At 43.8% G+C, this 19,225-nt stretch carries 17 protein-coding genes; 11 read left to right on the top strand and 6 right to left on the bottom strand.

All coding sequences use genetic code 11. The features are described from left to right. Positions 1-85 precede the first annotated feature (85 nt). Positions 86-1,006, top strand: a complete 921-nt coding sequence (locus VA249_RS17260; RefSeq protein WP_221071949.1) for an amino acid ABC transporter permease — start codon at positions 86-88, stop codon at positions 1,004-1,006. A gap of 6 nt (positions 1,007-1,012) precedes the next feature. On the opposite strand, the gene VA249_RS17255 is transcribed toward VA249_RS17260, so the two are convergent. After that, positions 1,013-1,369: a hypothetical protein gene (locus VA249_RS17255; RefSeq protein ID WP_221071947.1), complete on the bottom strand. Its 357-nt coding sequence runs from the start codon at positions 1,367-1,369 to the stop codon at positions 1,013-1,015. 242 nt (positions 1,370-1,611) lie between these two features. Here VA249_RS17255 and VA249_RS17250 point away from each other — a divergent pair, with 242 nt between their 5' ends. The 6 genes from VA249_RS17250 to VA249_RS17225 all read left to right on the top strand — a co-directional run bounded on the left by VA249_RS17250 (position 1,612) and on the right by VA249_RS17225 (position 7,597). Next, positions 1,612-2,703, top strand: a complete 1,092-nt coding sequence (locus VA249_RS17250; protein ID WP_221071945.1) for a calcium:cation antiporter — start codon at positions 1,612-1,614, stop codon at positions 2,701-2,703. Positions 2,704-2,760: 57 nt separating this feature from the next. Continuing rightward, positions 2,761-3,417 (top strand): DedA family protein, encoded by a 657-nt coding sequence (locus tag VA249_RS17245; RefSeq protein WP_221071942.1) that lies wholly within the window; start codon positions 2,761-2,763, stop codon positions 3,415-3,417. A 42-nt stretch (positions 3,418-3,459) separates the two neighbouring features. Beyond that, positions 3,460-4,851, top strand: a complete 1,392-nt coding sequence (locus VA249_RS17240) for a magnesium transporter (protein ID WP_221071941.1) — start codon at positions 3,460-3,462, stop codon at positions 4,849-4,851. Positions 4,852-4,871: 20 nt separating this feature from the next. Beyond that, positions 4,872-5,522 carry a MarC family NAAT transporter gene (locus VA249_RS17235; RefSeq protein ID WP_211917382.1) on the top strand — a complete coding sequence of 217 codons (651 nt, stop codon included), beginning with the start codon at positions 4,872-4,874 and terminating at the stop codon, positions 5,520-5,522. 220 nt (positions 5,523-5,742) lie between these two features. After that, on the top strand, positions 5,743-6,420 hold the full coding sequence (locus tag VA249_RS17230) for a hypothetical protein (RefSeq protein ID WP_221071940.1): 678 nt from the start codon (positions 5,743-5,745) through the stop codon (positions 6,418-6,420). Between the two features lie 238 nt (positions 6,421-6,658). Next, positions 6,659-7,597, top strand: coding sequence for a LysR family transcriptional regulator (locus tag VA249_RS17225; protein WP_221071939.1), 939 nt, complete (start codon positions 6,659-6,661; stop codon positions 7,595-7,597). Between the two features lie 143 nt (positions 7,598-7,740). On the opposite strand, the gene VA249_RS17220 is transcribed toward VA249_RS17225, so the two are convergent. From VA249_RS17220 to VA249_RS17210, 3 genes are all read right to left on the bottom strand, one after another. Beyond that, on the bottom strand, positions 7,741-9,525 hold the full coding sequence (locus VA249_RS17220; RefSeq protein ID WP_225927150.1) for a mechanosensitive ion channel family protein: 1,785 nt from the start codon (positions 9,523-9,525) through the stop codon (positions 7,741-7,743). Positions 9,526-9,810: 285 nt separating this feature from the next. Continuing rightward, positions 9,811-10,860 carry an alpha/beta hydrolase gene (locus VA249_RS17215; RefSeq protein WP_221071938.1) on the bottom strand — a complete coding sequence of 350 codons (1,050 nt, stop codon included), beginning with the start codon at positions 10,858-10,860 and terminating at the stop codon, positions 9,811-9,813. Positions 10,861-11,289: 429 nt separating this feature from the next. After that, positions 11,290-11,844 (bottom strand): RNA-binding S4 domain-containing protein, encoded by a 555-nt coding sequence (locus tag VA249_RS17210; RefSeq protein ID WP_221071937.1) that lies wholly within the window; start codon positions 11,842-11,844, stop codon positions 11,290-11,292. A 137-nt stretch (positions 11,845-11,981) separates the two neighbouring features. Here VA249_RS17210 and VA249_RS17205 point away from each other — a divergent pair, with 137 nt between their 5' ends. Next, positions 11,982-12,935, top strand: coding sequence for an endonuclease/exonuclease/phosphatase family protein (locus tag VA249_RS17205; RefSeq protein ID WP_221071936.1), 954 nt, complete (start codon positions 11,982-11,984; stop codon positions 12,933-12,935). A gap of 95 nt (positions 12,936-13,030) precedes the next feature. Here VA249_RS17205 and cra read toward each other — a convergent pair whose 3' ends face one another. Beyond that, the gene (gene cra / locus VA249_RS17200) at positions 13,031-14,011 is read right to left on the bottom strand and encodes a catabolite repressor/activator (protein ID WP_221071935.1); all 981 of its coding nucleotides are present in this window, start codon (positions 14,009-14,011) and stop codon (positions 13,031-13,033) included. A gap of 413 nt (positions 14,012-14,424) precedes the next feature. On the opposite strand from cra, the gene fruB reads away from it, so the two are divergent. From fruB to fruA, 3 genes are read left to right on the top strand one after another with little or no spacing between them, the layout of a single operon-like run. Then, on the top strand, positions 14,425-15,555 hold the full coding sequence (gene fruB, locus VA249_RS17195; protein ID WP_221071933.1) for a fused PTS fructose transporter subunit IIA/HPr protein: 1,131 nt from the start codon (positions 14,425-14,427) through the stop codon (positions 15,553-15,555). Positions 15,556-15,566: 11 nt separating this feature from the next. Beyond that, positions 15,567-16,571: a 1-phosphofructokinase gene (gene pfkB / locus VA249_RS17190; RefSeq protein WP_221071931.1), complete on the top strand. Its 1,005-nt coding sequence runs from the start codon at positions 15,567-15,569 to the stop codon at positions 16,569-16,571. A gap of 19 nt (positions 16,572-16,590) precedes the next feature. Beyond that, the gene (gene fruA / locus VA249_RS17185; RefSeq protein WP_221071929.1) at positions 16,591-18,336 is read left to right on the top strand and encodes a PTS fructose transporter subunit IIBC; all 1,746 of its coding nucleotides are present in this window, start codon (positions 16,591-16,593) and stop codon (positions 18,334-18,336) included. Between the two features lie 123 nt (positions 18,337-18,459). On the opposite strand, the gene VA249_RS17180 is transcribed toward fruA, so the two are convergent. Beyond that, positions 18,460-19,212 carry a hypothetical protein gene (locus tag VA249_RS17180; protein ID WP_221071927.1) on the bottom strand — a complete coding sequence of 251 codons (753 nt, stop codon included), beginning with the start codon at positions 19,210-19,212 and terminating at the stop codon, positions 18,460-18,462. Positions 19,213-19,225 lie beyond the last annotated feature (13 nt).

The raw sequence follows: 19,225 nt of genomic DNA, 5'->3' as shown, positions 1-19,225 counted from the left end.
TCGTAATAATTAAAACATCCGACTCGTATTGCGGGTCGGCTATCTTTTTTATAAGTCGCCATAATTAAAATTCCGGAGTTAAACCTTGAGCGGACAAACCACCACTCGCGTTGCACCAACCAAAGCAAAATCAGGCTTTTTCTTAAGTCGTTTTAACCTACTCGATTGGGTATTGCTCGCCATCTGTGCGTTAGTTGGGGTTTGGCTCTATCATCGTTCTACCGTTGGCGTAAACTACATCTGGCACTGGAAAGACGCCATCGATTTGCTGTTTACACCAAGAGCGGACGGCGGGTTACCTTACTTTTTCCAAGGCTTGATATCGACATTACGCTTAAGCCTTTGGGGCATCACCTTTGCTTTGGTATTGGGTACGTTGCTTGGGTTAGCGCGTTTTTCTGATTCTGCTTGGTTACGCACACCAGCTAACGCATTTATCCAATTGGTGAGAAACATCCCACCGTTGGTGTTTGTGTTCATTTTCTATTTCTTTATTTCCAACCAATTAATACCCCTGCTTGGATTAGAAGATCTGTTACGTAACTATCGTGGCGAGCCTAACACCGTTCAACTGTTCTTATTTGGTCCTGCTAACCTTTGGGAAAACCTCGCATCCGGCGTGTTATGTGTCGGTTTACTCTCTTCTGCTTACATTGCAGAAGTTGTGCGTGCGGGCTTGCAGAGTATCGACAAAGGTCAGTGGGAAGCGGCAGACTCGTTAGGTTTATCACGTTGGGTTAAATACCGCTTTGTCATTGCGCCACAAGTCCTAAAAGCGATCACTCCGGCACTCGCAGGTCAAACCATCTCGTTAGTCAAAGATACCTCTATCGTATCGCTAATATCTATTCAAGAGATGACTTTTGTTGGCACAGAAATGGCGAACTCATCAGGTTACATTTTCGAGATCTGGTTGATTGTCGGCTTTATTTACTTCTTGATTTGCTTTGGTTTATCCATGTTTTTCAGGTTGATAGAGAAAAAGTCCGCATCCTATTCTAATTAGCCATTATTACGCATTTAAACTGCTTAGTTTTCGAAAATAAAACTTATTGAACAGGCTGTTATTTAGGTATTCATTGTTGTTTTCAGTAACTACTTTTACCTCATCAAGCCAATAAACATCGGCGAGTAATTGAATATCTTTGGCCAATAATTCACATTCTGCCGTAGTCAGTTCTTCTAGCCTCTTGCCCCAACAGTATGAAACATCCACCACCAGTACTCGCTCCAAATCTAAGTACAAATGGCTATAGCTATAAAACAATGATTCGACATCATCAGAATAGGTAACGATCAAAGTGCATTCCCCTTCCCCGATATCACAAATTCGGTATTTTCTATCATTTAAGTAAATGGCACGTTCCATGGTTATTTCCTCAGTAAGTGTTGTTTTACCCCTTTATTATTGAGTTTTTGTGTTTCAATGATACGAATTTGAGAAATTCATAATTGTTGATGCAGATATGAATTTCTCTAAACCATTTCAACATAATTTCATAGCCTTTATCGTTACCACATTGTTTTACCGCAGAGGAATTGCAGTATTCATCCGATACTTCCTCGTTAAAGGAATATAACGAGCCTTCGGCAACGTAATAAAGGCTCTATATGCTCAACTTACTCAAACAAGAATACAAATTGCCTTTGGGTATCCTCGCCGTATTGTTTTTTAAGCTCATTGGCGACAACCTACTGACTGGTGGTTTAGCGCCAATTTCCTACGTCCTGACAACCGGTGTTCTGTTCTACGTGGTGATGGTCGCAATCTTCTCTGTTGTGCGCCACTCTGATGCTCTTGCCATCAAACTAGGGGACCCTTACGGAACACTCATTCTTACGCTCTCCGTTGTATTGCTGGAAGTTATTATGGTTTCATCCGTTATGCTGACCGGTGATTCAAACCCTTACCTCGCTAGAGACACAATGTTTGCGGTTGTCATGGCGGTCCTCAATGGCTTTGTAGGTATCACATTATTGATTGGTGGATTGAAGTATCACACTCAAACCTACAATTTAGATGGCATCAAGGCCTACTTGGTGGCAATTATTCCATTGGCTCTACTTTGTTTGGTGCTGCCTAACTTCACCAGTACAGATGCTTTCGGAAACATGTCGACTAGCTTAACGTGGACATTGGTGCTCGCTTCGATTGCGCTCTATGCCGTGTTCCTCTTTGTGCAGACACGAAGCCATACCAGTTACTTTATCGATGCGGATAACGAGGACAGTCACGATCACCATGGACCACTTCATAGCAATGCGTTCCACACCATCATGCTGGTCAGCTATCTCGTCGTGGTCATATTACTTGCAAAAAGCCTTGCGATTCCAATCAATGATGGCATCACTGTCATGGGCGCTCCAGCGGCATTAGGTGGACTTGTCGTAGCGTTAATCATTCTTGCTCCAGAGGCCGTGGGCGCAGTTAAAGCAGCCGTAACCAATCAACTTCAGCGAGCAATGAACCTCTTTTTTGGTTCGGTACTTGCGACGATCGCACTGACTGTTCCAGCGGTTCTCTTAATATCTGGTGTAATGAACGAGCCAATTCGTTTAGGCCTTGCTCCTGCCGAAATGGTTTTGCTTGGCGCGACACTTCTCATGACCAGTGTGAGTTTCAGTAACGGCAGAACCAACTCACTGAATGGCGCAACGCACCTAATTCTATTCTTCGCTTACATCATTTTAATGTTTGATTAAGCATCAAAAAGGGCTTTGGCGCTCGCACGCCAAGGCCCAGATAAATTGGAGAACGTTATGCAAGATATTCTTAGCGCAATTTGGTCACAGGATTTCGATGCACTTCTGGAAATCAATTCCCTGTACATTTTACTGCTGCTACTCGGCGTAGTTCTATTCTTGGAGTCAAGCTTTGTCTTTTTGCCGTTGCCGGGAGACGGCTTGGTGCTGTTTGTTGGTGGTCTTGTAGGGTTAGGTGCACTCGAGTTTTCAAGTGCATTGGCAGTCCTCTCCCTTTGCGCATTTGTAGGTAGCGTGATTGCGTATCTCCAAGGGCGTTGGCTACACAATTCAAAATTCATGCACAAAGCCGAACAGACACTGCCAAAAGATGCACTTCCGAAAACACGTTTACTACTGAATAAATACGGTTTCTTGTCGCTGTTTATCTCGAGATTCGTTCCTTTCGTTCGGGTACTCACACCAATGTTGATGGGCGTCGCTCAACTCAGCTTTTGGCGAACGGTAGTGATCAGCTTTACAAGCTCTCTAACCTGGGTAATCACGTTGCTCTTCGTTGGTAGATGGGTAATGAGACATCCTGTTGTCGAACAGTATCAAGAATTACTAACAAAATGGTTTTTAGTGGGGAGTTTGCTTTTGATGATCACCGCGACGATCGCTCTCTTTATCCGTTTAGCCATAAATAAAAGTGACTTAAATACTCAAGAATAACACTCTGGTATCAAGCCATAACTGAATTGTAAGGCCAATATTATGACCTTTATAAGCGTACCTTTTCCGGATCACATGACTCAAAGCTTGTATTTCCAAATTTGTGAAAGTCTTTCAAACGATAGTTCAAAGAAACTACACAAGCTGATTAGTCAGGCTGAGTCTCAACAACTTGCCTCCATTTTCCACAAACTCACAAATGAAGAACGTATTACACTGTGGGAAATGCTGACGGATATAGACTCAAGTTTGGCGGCGAACTTACTCGACCATTTTTCCAACTCAGAGCTGGTCAGTTTGATGAGCCAACTCGCGACGAATACAACCGTCTGCTTGTTTCAATACATACATTCGGCAGACCGTCGATTGCTTATCAAAGAGTTACCAAACGATTTACAAGCACAGTTAAGATTATCACTACCCGAAGCATGGGAGAACGAAGAACGGGCCGCACTGAACTACGCCGCTTACTCAGCTGGAGGGATTTGTAAAAATGAAGTACTGAAAGTCGGTGCTAATGCAACGATCGATACGTTGTGTACGATGCTAAACACTGAAGAAAGAAATCTAGACAGAATAGAATGGCGTTACGTTTATGTTCAGGATGATAACGGCCACCTGATCGGTGGATTAAAGATCCGTGACGTCCTGACTCTGCCAACTGCCGTCCCTCTCATTGACCATATTGATAAGAGCATACCGACTATCTTGGCGAATTCCGATCTAAACACGGTGAAAAGTGCGCTGGATACAACATTGCACTCGGTTATACCAGTAATCGATAAACTTGGGTTTCAGATTGGCGTCGTCGGTTTTAAGCATCTTAATGAAGCATTGTATCAACGATCAAAACAGCAGCTATTAGAACAGGCAGGCGTGTTCGGTGGAGATGAATTTCGGTCCATGGCAACCATTAAACGTAATCTGCGCAGACTTGCATTCCTGTTGCCATCTGTTGCGTTAAGCTATGCCGCTGTATCGATTATTGCCGTCTATGAGCCGATCATCGAGCAGATTGCCGTCCTAGCTGCCATATTACCCTTAGTCGCAAACCTATCCGGAGCAGCAGGCAATCAGGCTGTCGCAGTTTCTATTCGAGAGCTATCTACTGGCCAGATATCAGCGAAGAATCTCGTTTATGTCGTGTTGAAAGAGTTACCGATTGGCGCTATCAACGGCCTGCTAATAGGTGCTGTGCTTGCGCTTCTCATATTCCTTACGCATGGCAATGAATATACACAACTGCCGATATACATCGGGTTAGCTTACGCGTTGTCATCGACACTTGCCGTGATGATTGGTGGCGCTTTACCGTTGCTTTTAAAGCGATACAAGCTTGATCCTGCCATGCTCTCTAGCCCGGTGTTAACCACATTAACCGATGCTATTTCGTTCTTTTGCGTTCTTTATCTTGCTCAAACATTTCTCTTATAACCTTAACAACAGGTGACACTATGCATATAGAAACTTTCGTGACTTACATGACGCTGACTGTGTTAGGTTTGTTACCCATTATGAACCCACCCTCCGCTGCCACGATTTTATTGGGGCTGAGTAAAGGTCGGGACAGAAGTTACATGATATCGCAGGCAAAGTCCGCCGGTGTCTACTTGTTTATCGCCCTTTGTATCACCTTTTTTATTGGCGCGTCTGTCTTAGAGTTATTCAGTATCTCTATACCGAGCTTACGTTTGGGCGGCGGCATTATTATTTTGGTGATTGGCTTTAACATGCTATTTCCGAAAACACAAAGTGAGTCAAACAGCCCAGGGCAAGATTCAATCGCCTTAGTCCCTCTTACTATTCCCTCGCTTTGTGGTCCAGGTTCCATGGCAATGATCATCAGTTTGGCCGCTCAAATCGCAACCTACGAAAGTCATGATAGTATCATGAGCGTTTATGGTGGCGTCGTTGCTGGGCTTGCTGTGGTTACATTAATTGCGACCTTTACATTAACCATGGCTTACCCTTTGCTCAAAGCACTCGGCCAAAACGGAATCGACGCATTTACACGTATCATGGGTTTTCTTCTTATTTGTATGGGCGTACAGTTCTTCACTTTGGGCATTGAAGAAATTGTCCTAGAAATAAATCAGCTACTATAAGTCAGCAAACTAGGTAATTTAAATAAACCCTGACGATAAGAACAACCCAATCCTAATTTTAATACCTCACCGAACCGTCGTTGAGGTATTTTTTTAATATTATAAAAATTACGAAACAACTTCATGATTAATGCAAATTTGAATCACTGCAATTCATAGATTATCAAGTTACATACAAATAAAATAACCCCATCATAAAACGAAAGATGAGGTTTTATTTATGAGATTAAATAAATCAACCATATTACTAGTATCACTTATTACCACACCTGTTGTTTTTGCTAACAGCAATATTGATTTCTCTGATTCATCACAACATTACACCGGTTTTAACTTGGGGTATGGCAGCAATGATTTCGATGTTGGTGTCCAATACGCTAAACCTATTAATGCAGATTGGAGTTTTATGGGGAGCTATGGCGGCAGTAATAATTTTGACACTCATGAACTAGGCATTGACCTGAAACACAACAACCAGCTTGGTTTCAGCTTTGAATACCTGTACGACACGGCCTATGATTCTACAGACTTACGCGCTAATGACTTTGCATTCAGCGCTTATAAAGTCAAAGAGATGAATAAACATGTCACGTTTACTCCTAAACTGTCGGTCGGTAACTTTAAACATCAACAAATGAGCAGTAGCGTTTATTACACCACCGCAGAACTTGATATGACTTATAAAGTTAACAACAATATTTGGCTTGGTGTTACCCCTGAATACACTTATAGCTTTAGCCACATAAATGAGAAAAATGGCGATCGTTCTAAATGGAGAGACTGGGATTACAGTGCTGAAGTTGGATATCAAATTGATAATTCGAGCGCGTTTGTCTACAGTTACCATTACGACGATGGCGATAACTTATCCTTGTTTTCATTTAAACATACTTTCTAACTATTTCGAGCTGCCTTATTGGCAGCTCGATTAATTTTATCACTATCCATTTGTCATCATTTAATCCAAACAAATAGCCCCTCACTCCTTACATAGTGCTCCCAATCTAGTTTCAGTGACTACCTTATCGATATATCACCAACTTTTATTATTCATTGCTTACAAAATGAATCATTGAGTTTGTCTACGATTCGCATATGCTAATAAGCACGATTTCTATTTATTGCAGTGAGGGGTTATGCTTGATTTAAAAGATTTGGATCTCAATCTTCTTAAAATACTGAAAGCTGTCGTCGAAACTCAAAATACTCATGCTGCGGCAGATATGCTCGGCATCTCTCAAACAAGCGTGAGTCGTGGATTAGCAAAACTAAGAGAAACATTTGGGGACCAGCTTTTTATCCGTAAAGCGCATGGTGTTGAACCATCAGAACTGGCAGAGAAGCTTGCCGAAGCATCTGATGAAATGCTCAATCCCCTTATGAAAGTCGTCGAATCTTACCATCACTTTGAGCCATTAGAATTTACAGGCGAAGTGACCATTGCAATGAACGTTTTTTTACTCGAACAATTTGGTGACGGGGTATTTAGCGCACTTAGAGAAGCGCTTCCTAAAGCAAACTTTAAGATGCTGTACTGGCAAGAACAAAGTTTACTAGACATCCTTAGTGGAAATATTGATTACCTCATTCATTTTGAAGGTATGCCAATGCCACAAGATATCTATCTACATAAACTTCAAGACATCAAAGTTAGCCTTGTCGCACGCAAAGACCACCCAATATTAAGCCACGGTCAAGACTGGGAAGATATTCATGATATCCCTGTCGCTCGAATACTCCTAGATGGTATTAATACCAAGCGTTCACCAATTGAAGACCTATATCTCTCTAAAGGATACCAAGCAAAAGTCACACTAGCGACACACAGTGTTTCTGTCTTAATTGATAAAATCAAAAGCTCTGATGCCTTGTGTTTTGGTAGCACCTTTATGACCGTGAATGAACCTGAATTGCAATGCTACCCTCTTCCAACGCTCCCCAAAGAAATGCACCAAGTTCAACTTAACGGCGGTTACTTGCAATCTAAGCGCGGCTTTCCGCTTAACCAGCACCTACACCAAACAATACAAAGCTATTTTGATTCCATTGAGCAACCTGATTGCCGCCATGGGTAATATAGTAAATATAGCTAACAAGGCTAACAAGGCTAACAAGGCTAACAAGGCTAACAAGGCCATTTGGCATTAAGATTTATCTAAACAAAAAAAAGAGTAGCGAAACACAATCACTACTCTTTTTAAGATAACAAGCCAGAAGCTTATCGAACTGAAGAGGTTTTTGAGGGGTATAAGATAGTGTCTTTGATTTCATGTTTGTATTCATAGCTGAAATCAGGAAACGGAAACGCCCTTTCTTCATGCCATTTTTCTACAACCTGAGAGGCTTTTTTCTTTTGCTCCTCATCATCAGAGTCCTGCTTCGTCACCAACTGGTATTGGGTGGAGTGTGCGATTTTCGCCCCAACACTTTCTACCTGCGCTAATGCGGCAAACAGAATGTCTTCCTGAACCGCCATAAACTCTTCGTTATCTCGACATCGAATATACGCCATGATGTTAATATTTATTGAGTACTCCCCAATACCAATTAACCTCACACGAATAGGTTCTGCTTCGGTCATTGGATGTTGGAGTAATAAACGACGAATATTTACGATCAATACTCGTAACTGCTCTAAGCTGATTTCAGAACGTAACCTAAGTACGTGGTCCATACGGCGTTTATCGCGTCTTTCTAAGTTATCAATTTCCATATTGGCGAACTCTGAGTTCGGTATCGTAATTAAAGACCGCTCTAAAGTTCGGATACGTGTCGACCTCAACCCGATACTTTCGATTGTTCCAAGCTTTTCACCATAACGACAAAGCTCACCAATTTTGATCCCTCCATCAGCGTACAACGTCAATCCGTTAATTACATTCTCCAACACAGGACGAATTGCAAGCGCTACAGCCAAACCACCAACACCTAAACCTGCAAGTATTGGCGAAATCGAGAATCCCATGTATTCAATGACGTATATGCCTAAAACCGCAATCGTCAATCCACCAACTATCCGAGCAAGAACAGTAATGAGAGAAGAGTCAACGTGCTTCCCATTGTGTTTATTAAATACGTATATCTCGGCAAAATAGTTAAAAATCGCCATGATTAACCAAGATACGGAAACAAACTGTGCGACTAAGAAAGAGGTAGCAAAGAACTGATAAATGCCCCCTGTTAACCAAACACCGTCATCAATAACTTTCCGGGTAACTAACAATAGAATCACAACCGACACTAACGACACCAATCTGCCTATTCGCCACTTTAATCCTTTGCTTTCCCACTTTTCGTTCCAACGATCGCCAAACAGAAAACTAAGCCTGATCATTACCTTACATAAAGAGAGAACGGCCACCAGCGCTAGCCATTGCCACAATGGCAACGCCCCATACATCTGATTAAATGAAGATGGCAATGCCTGTATGTACTGCTTAGATATTAATGGACCTGGGCTCACCAAAAACTCTTGATAGTAATCACTTCTCGGTTCCACAGTGTAATCATTCGAAGATAAAGTACGATACCAACGTGGTAAGCTCTGAACTGTCGCAGCTGAAAACAAAAACTGATCGACACTATCCCCAGTCAACTGCTTTGAAATAACAATATCTGAGTTACCAAGACGCCAGTAAGACAAATCATTCTCTCTGACTTGAGTGATGCTTGGGGCAGATTCAAGAGCCTCTAAACTAAATCGATCGATAAGTTCCCGTAATAAAATGATTCTTTCCATTGTCACGACGGTACGACTTCGGTTAGGTAACAAAGAAAGATCCATCGTTCTCAGAGCTTGTGCATAAGCGTATTGTGCATCAGGTTGTTGCAGCGTTTCATCTTGCCAATGTTTAATGACAAGGTCAGACGCAACCATAAAACTCGTTATGGTATCAAAAGGGCTTGATGTGTCCGCTAATTTGATCGAATCGTTCGCGCTCAGAGTCGGTGCGCCTAAAAATAGCAAGGAAATTAACACAGTGTTGATAAAACGATGTAGCACGAATTATTTCTCCTCACATACTGAATACCGTTGCTCGTCACTTAGAGCATCGTCATTTTTTATTAGTGATTGGGTTACCGGTAAGTGAGCATCTACCTGTTCTATCGGTGTAATTGAATAACCATGGTCATTCAAAGATTGGTGCGCGGAATAATGGCTGACTGCTTTTATTAAAGTCGATGTACAAAAGGAAAATAGTTTACGTACTTGTTTCATGGCTGCCTCCATCAAACGAGTCACGTCCTTGTGATATTAAAATCTTTTAGTCCGAACTGAAAACTGGAGCTATCGCGAGTTAATGTGCTGATCGAAGAATATACCAAGTTCTTTTAGTGCATCATCTGACTCTGGCATATCGACAAGAAGGCCATTCATATAGTCACCATGTGCTTGACCATCGTAAACATGCAAGTGAGTCTCGACGTCTGCGCTACGTAATAATCGGTGCATACGAACGGTGTCGCTAAGCAGTAGGTCACGAGTGCCTGAGATAAAAATAGTTGGTGGGAAAGACTCGATCTCTGCATTAATTGGTGACAAAAGTGGATTATCCAAAGGCTCCCCATTTGCGTACAGTTCAAATGTCCCTTGAATCAACCCTTCACGTTGCCCGAGAGGATCAAGCCCTTTCAATGTGTGCCATGTGTCTGACGTCTCTTTTAAGTCAACTGCTGGCGTTCCTGCAAACAGTGCCCCCGGCGTAGGCAAGCCAAGCTGTTGGAGTTTCAGCGTCGAAGCCAAGGTTAAATTGCCTCCAGCAGATGTGCCAAACATGGCCGTTGCCTCTGGGGCTTGGGTCTTAATTAGCTCTTTCCATACCGCGACGACATCATCGATTGCAGCCGGGAATGCATGCAACGGCGGTTGACGGTAATCAATTGAAATAACTTGAGCTCCTAAACCGTTTGCAACCCAAATCGCCTCGCGCATTGCAGACTCACCACCGCCAAAGACAAATGCACCACCGTGGATGTGGACAAGCCACTTATCCTTATATTCCGGTGCGATCTCTTTTGGCGTAACAAGGAATGTATCGACACCTGCAATCTGCTTCGTTTCAAAAGTTGCACCGCTACGTTCTAACGCTTGTTGAGAGATTTCGACACCGGCTTGATCAAACATCGTTTGAAATTTAAGCCACTCTTCGTTTGTTGTAGGTACTGCAGCGTCTAAAGGAAATTGAGTTCCTCGTTGTTCAATTAAGCTAGAGAACTCAACTGATACTCCGACTGGCAAAGGGATTGTGCGTTTATCTAGAACGGTGTTGGCAAAAACGGTTGAACTCGATAATCCGATCAAAAGAGTTGGGATGATGGCTGCTAGTTTAGATTTCATGGTCGCTCCAGTTGTTTTGGTTAACTGGGGCTATTATTTATTCAACAAACCATAAAACCTATGAATTAGAGAAATTCAAATTTGTTCATTAAATAACAGCAATAATGAATTTGTCTAATTCATTAAATTTAGGAAAACCTTGTGAGATAACTAACACATCACTTATGAGGAGGCCCTATGAGAAAATATCTACCCGTTATCACCATCTTTTCTGCCTACTTAGTGTTTTTCTTTTTACTTGTGATGAGGCTAAGTAGTTAGCGCTATAGATTAAATAACTAAATCTTAAAAATAGATAATTTCGTAACATAACGATTAATTACCCTTTACCATTGATTTCTTGGTAGCAATTCCATTCAAAAAAAAGCGCCGAACTCATGTCGGCGCTTTAACATCATTCATGTCATTAATTCGTTTATCCAACGCGACTTAGAAGAAGTCGATGGAGTTACGTCCGCTGTTTGGATCGCGCGTCGCTTGTGGCTTGTCGGCTTTTTTGCCTTTTTTTGCAGATTGAGACAGCGCCTCTTTCTGAGCTTTACGTTCTTTATGCGCCGCTTTACGACCTGTCGATTTCGGGCCAGTACCTTTTACATTAGGTTGTTTTTCGTTACGTGGCTTCTCTTTGCGTGGCTTTTGTTTACGAGCGGTTTGCGCTTCTTTCTTCGCTTTCTTTTCCGCTTTTTGTTCCGCTGTTTCTGGCTCAGTTACTGGTGCATCACACACCACTACGTAATATTCTTGGTTGAATTCAAAGAAGTCGCCATCGTACATCTTGCGGCGCTTGCGTGTTTCTAACTCACCATTCACCGCAACATAGCCCTCTTCGATGATGTGCTTTGCTTCACCACCGCCACTGACCAAGTTTGCGATTTTGAAAAGCTTGTACAGCTCAATTGGGTGTGCGTCGACATCGATACCAATCGCTTCGATCTCAATCTCTTCGCCGTCTAAATACTCTTCTTGTTCGTAATCTTGGGTCATGTTCGTTACTCATTTTTAGCAATTCACGGAGTTTAAACGGAATACGATCAAATAGGAACGTGATATTGACTGAAACTCGCACCTCTTCGTTAGTTGGGTATATACTGACCCAATAACTGTTTGAAAGAGCGTAAATTTTGTCCAAAAGCCATCGTATTACTTTTGTTACCGCAAATCTTTTCAATTTCATTGCGCCTCCTGACGCATTCTATGACTTTGAGAACATCTACTCTCAGGATCAGTGGCAAGACAAACTTGCGTGGACAAAATCACAATTGGCACAACTCAATCCGGACATCGTCGGGCTACAAGAAGTCTTTAGCATCGAAGAGACCAAGACGTTTTTCAATCAAATCGGTTATGAACACTTTGCCACCGTAGACACTCCCCACGTTGAGGGTGACTACATATATTCGCGCCCCGTCGTTGCGGTTGCTTCACGCTTTCCAATTGATCACATTGAAGCGGTGAGTTTTGACCGTCAATCACTACAAGCATTTGGCGATATTCAAGCACCAGACTTCAGTCGTAAACCAATTTGCGCCCATGTCATCCACCCAATTGTTGGGCACATCGCCATTTTTGTGACCCACCTGAAATCGCAACGACCGGCAGACAGTGACAGTACCGATGAAACCAGTCGCCCCATTGCTCGCTGGTTATCGACTCAGCAACGCGGTTGGGAAGCGGCCATGCTGCGCGATGCGATGAATAAGCAGTATGCTAATAAGCCCATGCCGATGGTCCTTATGGGAGACATGAATCAGCCGATAACGGATACGAGCGTAAACAGTGCGCTGGTTGAGAAATATCGAGATGATGTATCTGGTTTAAGGCTAACGGATGGGTGGGATTTACAAATCGTCCCCCCCCTGACCTCAAGACCAGCAACCCACTATCATTTCGCCAAGGGGAACGTGCTGGATTACATTTTATTGTCGCAAGAATTTGACGCACACGAAGATGTGTCGATTGCAGAAGTGACGGATTATCAAGTTCTTGATCAGCACTTAATTAATCCGTCCTTTGAAAGGGACAAAAACGCCAGCGACCACGCATTTGTGGCGCTGACGGTAGAGATTAAGCTTTAAATCGTTGCTTTGTGTCGCTTATACATTTGAGTCGTTTAAACATTTACGATGTATAAACATTTGCGTTGTATAAACAAAAGAGGTCGCGCTTTATCCTAGTAGCGTTTGTTGATTTTACGAGGGATCAATTCTATCCCAGCTTTATAACGTTTTGCTGATGCGTTAAGGGCTAGCTCCATCGCACTATCCGCAATCAGTTCAAACTGCTGGGGTAATGAATTAATTTTGATGGGTAAGAAATCCAACAAACGGTTGTCACCAAACGTCGCCAAACGCACTTTTCCCATTAACTCAGGTTTTTCTAGCATGACATCTAGCACCCCCTCTAACAGGGTGTAAGACATAGTGACGACCGCATCCGGCAACTTACCCTCAGCGATCCAACCATCTAGGATAGTCTTGCCCTCTTCACGAGAGAAGTGTTGACCATAACCAACCTGAGCGCGCTTGCCTTGTTGTTGGCAAGCCGATTGAAAACCTAGCTCTCGCTCTTTAGAAACTTGCAGTTCTTCTAGTGCGCCTATCAAACCGATGGTGTCAATTTCTGATGATAAAACAGATTCTGTCAATTCAAATGCCGCATCAAAATCTTCACTAATGACACAGCAAAAGTGTTCATCATCCATAGGTCGGTCAAGCGCGATGACTGGCGTACCCGAATTTTGTAGTTTCAAATAGTATTCGCTTGCTGATTGCATACTGCTCGCGACAAACAGCGCATCAATGCGTCGACTCACTAACGCTTCCGCCACCTTTTCTTCGGTTTGAGGATCGTCATCAGAGCAACCAATCAAGATTTGATACCCTGCTTTACGGGAGTTTTGCTCAATCAGTTTCGCTAGGCGTGCATAACTGGTGTTTTCTAAGTCCGGAATAATCAAACCAAACGAACGCGAGTTACCGGCGCGTAAAGAAGAAGCCGCATGATCGGGTTTAAAATTATATTGCTCAACGACCGCCATCACTTTCTTTTGCGTTTTTTCGCTGATGCGGTATTTCTGCGCTTTTCCATTAATCACATAGCTTGCGGTAGTCTTAGAAACCCCTGCCAGCTTTGCTATTTCATCCAGTGTCATATCCTAAACCTTATTCTGTGCGCCGGATCATATTAATACAACAATGATCCTACGATAAGTTGAATTATATGCTGAACCGATTCAGTATTAAAGCTGAAAGGATTCAGCAAAACTTAAAAATTGACGAAAGTCACTAAATTCGAAGTGTTACTCGCCCCATTTGCTAAGCTGGAAAGCACACATTAAGCAATTGGCCGTCACTGTGTTATCCGGTTACGGGATATCGAAAGTTTTGCTGAGTGTTTTTTATATTTAAACTCTTGCTGAATCGATTCAGTTGTTAGCAAGTAACCATACTGCAAAACTGATACAACGACGATTAGACAAAAACACGAACGTTACGCCCCACGATCACTCAACGGCGTAACGAGTATGAACTAAAAGAATAGACACCTTAAGGCTGGAGAAGCACCATGCTTAAGCTAAGTAAGAACGACATTACTCTTTCACAATCTGCAACAGACAAGTTTGCCGCGATCAAAAGCATCGCCCAGAGCCTGACAGACAAGGGCCTCGTAGAACAAGGTTACGTTGAGGGTATGATCAATCGCGAAAACCAAAACTCCACATTTTTGGGTAACGGTATCGCCATCCCTCATGGCACCACGGATACTCGTGAGATGGTGAAAACCACTGGCGTAGCCGTTCACCACTTTCCTGAGGGTGTTGAATGGGGTGACGGAAACAAAGTCTTCGTTGCGATCGGCATTGCCGCGAAATCAGACGAGCACTTGGGCATTCTAAAGCAACTGACCAAAGTGTTGGGTGCTGATGGTGTTGAAGAACGCCTACGTAACGCAAAAAACGAAGACGAAATCATCGCCCTACTTCACGGTGACGTGCAGCTAGAAGCCGATTTTGATGCATCTTTGATCCAACTGCTATTTCCTGCAAGCGATATGGTTCAAATGAGCGCAGTCGCTGGCGGCCTATTGAAAAACACCGGTTGTGCAGACAAAGAGTTCGTTGCAGATCTGGTTACAAAAACACCGACTCACCTAGGCCAAGGTTTATGGTTAGTGGGTAGCGACAAGCAAGTGAGCCGCACAGCAGTATCGTTCGTTTCTACCGCGAACGATTGTGAATTAGAAGGCGAGAAAGTACGTGCGCTGATTGCATTTGCCGCTTGTAACAATGCTCACCTATCTATTCTTAAAACCATCTCTAACCTTGTGTTCAACAACGAACACAACAAACTATTGGATGCGACTGCAGAACAAGTTTTGTCGCTATTCAAAGGTGAAGAGATTGCAGCTCCGGCTGAAGACGGCAACACCGCAACATTCAAGATCAAAAACGCACACGGCTTGCATGCTCGTCCAGGCGCAATGTTAGTAGCAGAAGCGAAGAAATTCGAATCGAATATCCGCGTAGCTAACCTTGATGGTGATGGTAAAGCAGTCAACGCAAAAAGCTTGATGAAAGTGATTGCACTTGGTGTAAAACACGGCCACCAACTGCAATTCTCTGCGGAAGGTCCGGATGCATCACAAGCACTTGAAGCTATCGGTAAAGCGATCGCATCTGGTCTTGGTGAAGGTTAAGGAGTGAAGTCATGACAGCATCAATTTCATCTTTAATGGCAACAAACAAAGTTGTAACCATCACGCTTAATCCTGCTCTTGACCTGACGGGTTCGCTAGAAGCACTTAAAGTGGGTTCAGTAAGCTTAGTCCAAAATAGCGATCTTCACGCAGCGGGTAAAGGCGTCAACGTAGCAAAAGTTCTGAGCGATCTGGGCGCGGATGTCACGGTAACGGGCTTCTTAGGTAAAGATAACCCTGAACTGTTTCAGCAACTATTCGCAGAGATTGGCGTTCACAACGAATTCGTTGAAGTCGACGGCGCAACACGCATCAACGTGAAATTGGTAGAAGCAGACGGCCAAGTAAGCGACATCAATTTCCCAGGTGTACAAGTTTCCGCTGAAGATATTGCTCGATTTGAAGAAACACTATTCCGCTTGGCAGAAACACACGATTACTTTGTGCTTGCAGGCAGTCTACCTGGCGGCGTAACAGCAGAACAGTGTGCCGCGTGGATTGAGAAGCTACACCAGCAAGGTAAAAAAGTACTTTTCGATAGCAGTAAGGCTGCTCTACGTGCTGGTATCGACGCGCATCCTTGGCTCATTAAACCCAATGATGAAGAGCTCAGTGATTTTGTCGGTGAGCACCTAACCACGCCGGAACAGTGCCAACAAGCTGCACAGACACTGAGCGACAAAGGCATTGAGAACATCGTCGTTTCCATGGGCGCTGATGGCGTAATGTGGTTAAACCAGGGCGAATGGCTACGAGCACAACCACCGCGCATGAACGTGGTAAGCACCGTTGGTGCGGGTGATACGCTGGTTGCTGGCCTATGTTGGGGTCACATGCAAGTCATGCCAAAACAAGATCTATTACGCTTCGCAACCGCGCTCTCTGCACTTGCTGTGAGCCAAGTTGGTGTGGGCCTAACCAGTCATGAAGAACTGGAAAACATTAAGCGACAAACTCAAGTTGCTGAGCTTAACGCAAATACAAACCTAGAAAATAACGACTTAGAAAATAACTAAGGAAGAGAAGGTTATCATTATGAATATTGCCATTATTACAGCTTGTCCAAGCGGTGTTGCAAACAGCATCATTGCAGCTGGGCTACTAGAACAAGCAGCGGCGAAGCTAAACTGGAATGCAAAAATTGAATGTCAATCAAGTGTGGTAGAAGCAACGCCACTTTCTAGTGCTGACATCGAACAAGCAGACGCTATTATCATCGCAGCGAATACCACGGTTGATACTTCTCGTTTCTTAGGTAAAAAAGTTTATCAAGCAGAAATCAGCAATGTAGCAAAAGATGCGACCGCGTTTCTTCAAACCGCTATTGAAAATGCAACGACGCTTGAGCAAATAACCACGCTAGTGCAAGCAACATCTGCTCCGGTTGATAGTGCTGCTACGATCAAAAAGATTGTTGCAATTACAGCTTGCCCTACTGGCGTGGCGCATACATTTATGGCAGCAGAAGCGCTAGAAGACGAAGGTAAACGTCGTGGTCACCAAATCAAAGTGGAAACTCGCGGCTCGGTTGGTGCGAAAAACCAACTAACAGACCAAGAAATTGCAGACGCAGATTTAGTCATCATCGCCGCGGATATCGAAGTACCACTTGATCGCTTCAACGGCAAAAAGATGTACCGCACCAAGACGGGGCCTGCGCTAAAGAAAACCGCAGAAGAAATGGATAAAGCGTTTGAACAAGCGACGGTTTACCAGCACTCTGGTTCTGCAAGTGCATCATCTGCTTCAGACGAGAAAAAAGGCGCATACAAACACCTAATGACTGGTGTGTCTCACATGCTTCCTGTCGTGGTTGCTGGTGGTTTGATCATCGCCCTGTCGTTTGTATTTGGTATCGAAGCGTTTAAAGAAGAAGGCACACTTGCTGCTGCTCTGATGAACATCGGTGGTGGTTCGGCATTTGCGCTTATGATTCCTGTCCTTGCAGGTTACATCGCATTCTCGATTGCTGACCGTCCGGGTCTGGCTCCGGGTCTTGTGGGTGGTATGCTAGCAAGCTCAACGGGTGCGGGTTTCCTTGGTGGTATCGCGGCAGGTTTCATTGCGGGTTATGCGGCTAAGTTCCTTGCAGACAAAGTGAAACTTCCACAATCAATGGAAGCACTTAAACCAATTCTGATCATCCCATTTGTTGCCACGCTATTTACAGGCCTCGTGATGATCTACATCGTGGGTGGTCCAGTTTCTGGCATCATGAATGGTCTGACTGACTTCCTAAACAACATGGGTTCAGACAGTGCGGTTCTGCTTGGCATTATCCTAGGCGCAATGATGTGTTTCGACTTGGGTGGTCCGGTAAACAAGGCAGCTTACGCATTCGGTGTTGGTCTATTAGCATCACACACTTACGCACCGATGGCAGCAATCATGGCAGCAGGTATGGTTCCAGCACTTGGTATGGGTCTGGCAACATTCATTGCTAAAAACAAATTTGAGCAAAGCGAGCGTGAAGCTGGTAAAGCATCATTCGTTCTTGGTCTGTGCTTTATCTCTGAGGGTGCTATCCCATTCGCGGCGAAAGACCCAATGCGCGTAATCCCATCATGTATGGCGGGTGGCGCACTAACAGGTGCGCTATCAATGCTGTTTGGTGCAAAACTGATGGCACCACACGGTGGTTTGTTCGTACTGCTTATCCCTAACGCAATCTCACCAGTGCTAATGTACTTGGTAGCAATCGCAGCAGGTACAGCGGTAACGGGTTTCACTTACGCATTCTTAAAGAATAAAGCGGATGCGAAACAACAAGCTGCTGCATAATCGAGTGTAATCGCTAATACAAAAACACCTCCCTATAACGCAAGTTAAGGGAGGTGTTTTGCTTTCTATTCTTTCTATTCTTTCTATTCTTTCAATTCTTTCAAAACAGTCTAGCTAGGCGGATTACTGTGCCATCGGCACAGATTCAATGTCTACTTCCCCAGTGTTGATATCCACTGTTGCTTGGTAAAGACGATGCGGATCACCATAATGCTTGAATGTTAGGTGATAAACATTCGCAGGCGTCCACAACTGTTGCGCTTCTCCTGGCATAATGTCATACCCATCTTGTTGATAAAGCTCTGACGCCATCACATTCGCGATCGCGGTTTGCATTCCTGCATCACGATCAATCTTAGGCTCTAATGATGGATTACTTGGGTAGGCTTGCCCGTTATAGCTCATCAAACGATAGGCACCATTACTCCATACGATGAAATCTTGCCAGCCATTGCTGTAACTGTCTGCCAGTACAATTGGCGTTCGCGTTACCGTCATTCGATTAATGACTTTTCCTCCGTCATTAAGCATATACGCCGTACAACCACCACTGCCACAAAAATAGCGATCTTGAACGAGAACAATATATTCTGACTTACCATCGCTGTTGAGATCCGCCGAGCCCGTGAGGTATTGGATGTTGTCATTCTGAAGCGATAAACCTTCCGGCGCGAGGATACTGGTATCCACCCATTGCGCTATCATTTGGACATCAACCGTTTTACTTGGTACTGGCTGCTCTGCTTCTGACTTAGCGCTGGATTGTTTGGTAAAACTTGGTTCGTCCCCTATTGATGAAACATCATCGGTGCTACTACAACCAATAAGAGAAATAGACCCAAGAAGAAAAAGCCCTTGTAATACCCGATTGTTCATGTTCGCTCACTCA

This window comes from Vibrio alfacsensis (assembly GCF_019670485.1).
GTDB lineage: Bacteria > Pseudomonadota > Gammaproteobacteria > Enterobacterales > Vibrionaceae > Vibrio > Vibrio alfacsensis.
This window is presented reverse-complemented; position numbering and strand designations above follow the sequence as displayed.

What these genes read in the sequence shown, in the direction of transcription:
- VA249_RS17245 (WP_221071942.1), top strand. Translation starts at nt 2,761, where the DNA reads ATGCAAGATATTCTTAGCGCAATTTGGTCACAGGATTTCGATGCACTT.
- VA249_RS17240 (WP_221071941.1), top strand. Translation starts at nt 3,460, where the DNA reads ATGACCTTTATAAGCGTACCTTTTCCGGATCACATGACTCAAAGCTTG.
- VA249_RS17235 (WP_211917382.1), top strand. Translation starts at nt 4,872, where the DNA reads ATGCATATAGAAACTTTCGTGACTTACATGACGCTGACTGTGTTAGGT.
- VA249_RS17210 (WP_221071937.1), bottom strand. Translation starts at nt 11,844, where the DNA reads ATGACCCAAGATTACGAACAAGAAGAGTATTTAGACGGCGAAGAGATT.
- VA249_RS17215 (WP_221071938.1), bottom strand. Translation starts at nt 10,860, where the DNA reads ATGAAATCTAAACTAGCAGCCATCATCCCAACTCTTTTGATCGGATTA.
- VA249_RS17230 (WP_221071940.1), top strand. Translation starts at nt 5,743, where the DNA reads ATGAGATTAAATAAATCAACCATATTACTAGTATCACTTATTACCACA.
- fruA (WP_221071929.1), top strand. Translation starts at nt 16,591, where the DNA reads ATGAATATTGCCATTATTACAGCTTGTCCAAGCGGTGTTGCAAACAGC.
- pfkB (WP_221071931.1), top strand. Translation starts at nt 15,567, where the DNA reads ATGACAGCATCAATTTCATCTTTAATGGCAACAAACAAAGTTGTAACC.
- fruB (WP_221071933.1), top strand. Translation starts at nt 14,425, where the DNA reads ATGCTTAAGCTAAGTAAGAACGACATTACTCTTTCACAATCTGCAACA.
- VA249_RS17225 (WP_221071939.1), top strand. Translation starts at nt 6,659, where the DNA reads ATGCTTGATTTAAAAGATTTGGATCTCAATCTTCTTAAAATACTGAAA.
- VA249_RS17250 (WP_221071945.1), top strand. Translation starts at nt 1,612, where the DNA reads ATGCTCAACTTACTCAAACAAGAATACAAATTGCCTTTGGGTATCCTC.
- cra (WP_221071935.1), bottom strand. Translation starts at nt 14,011, where the DNA reads ATGACACTGGATGAAATAGCAAAGCTGGCAGGGGTTTCTAAGACTACC.
- VA249_RS17180 (WP_221071927.1), bottom strand. Translation starts at nt 19,212, where the DNA reads ATGAACAATCGGGTATTACAAGGGCTTTTTCTTCTTGGGTCTATTTCT.
- VA249_RS17255 (WP_221071947.1), bottom strand. Translation starts at nt 1,369, where the DNA reads ATGGAACGTGCCATTTACTTAAATGATAGAAAATACCGAATTTGTGAT.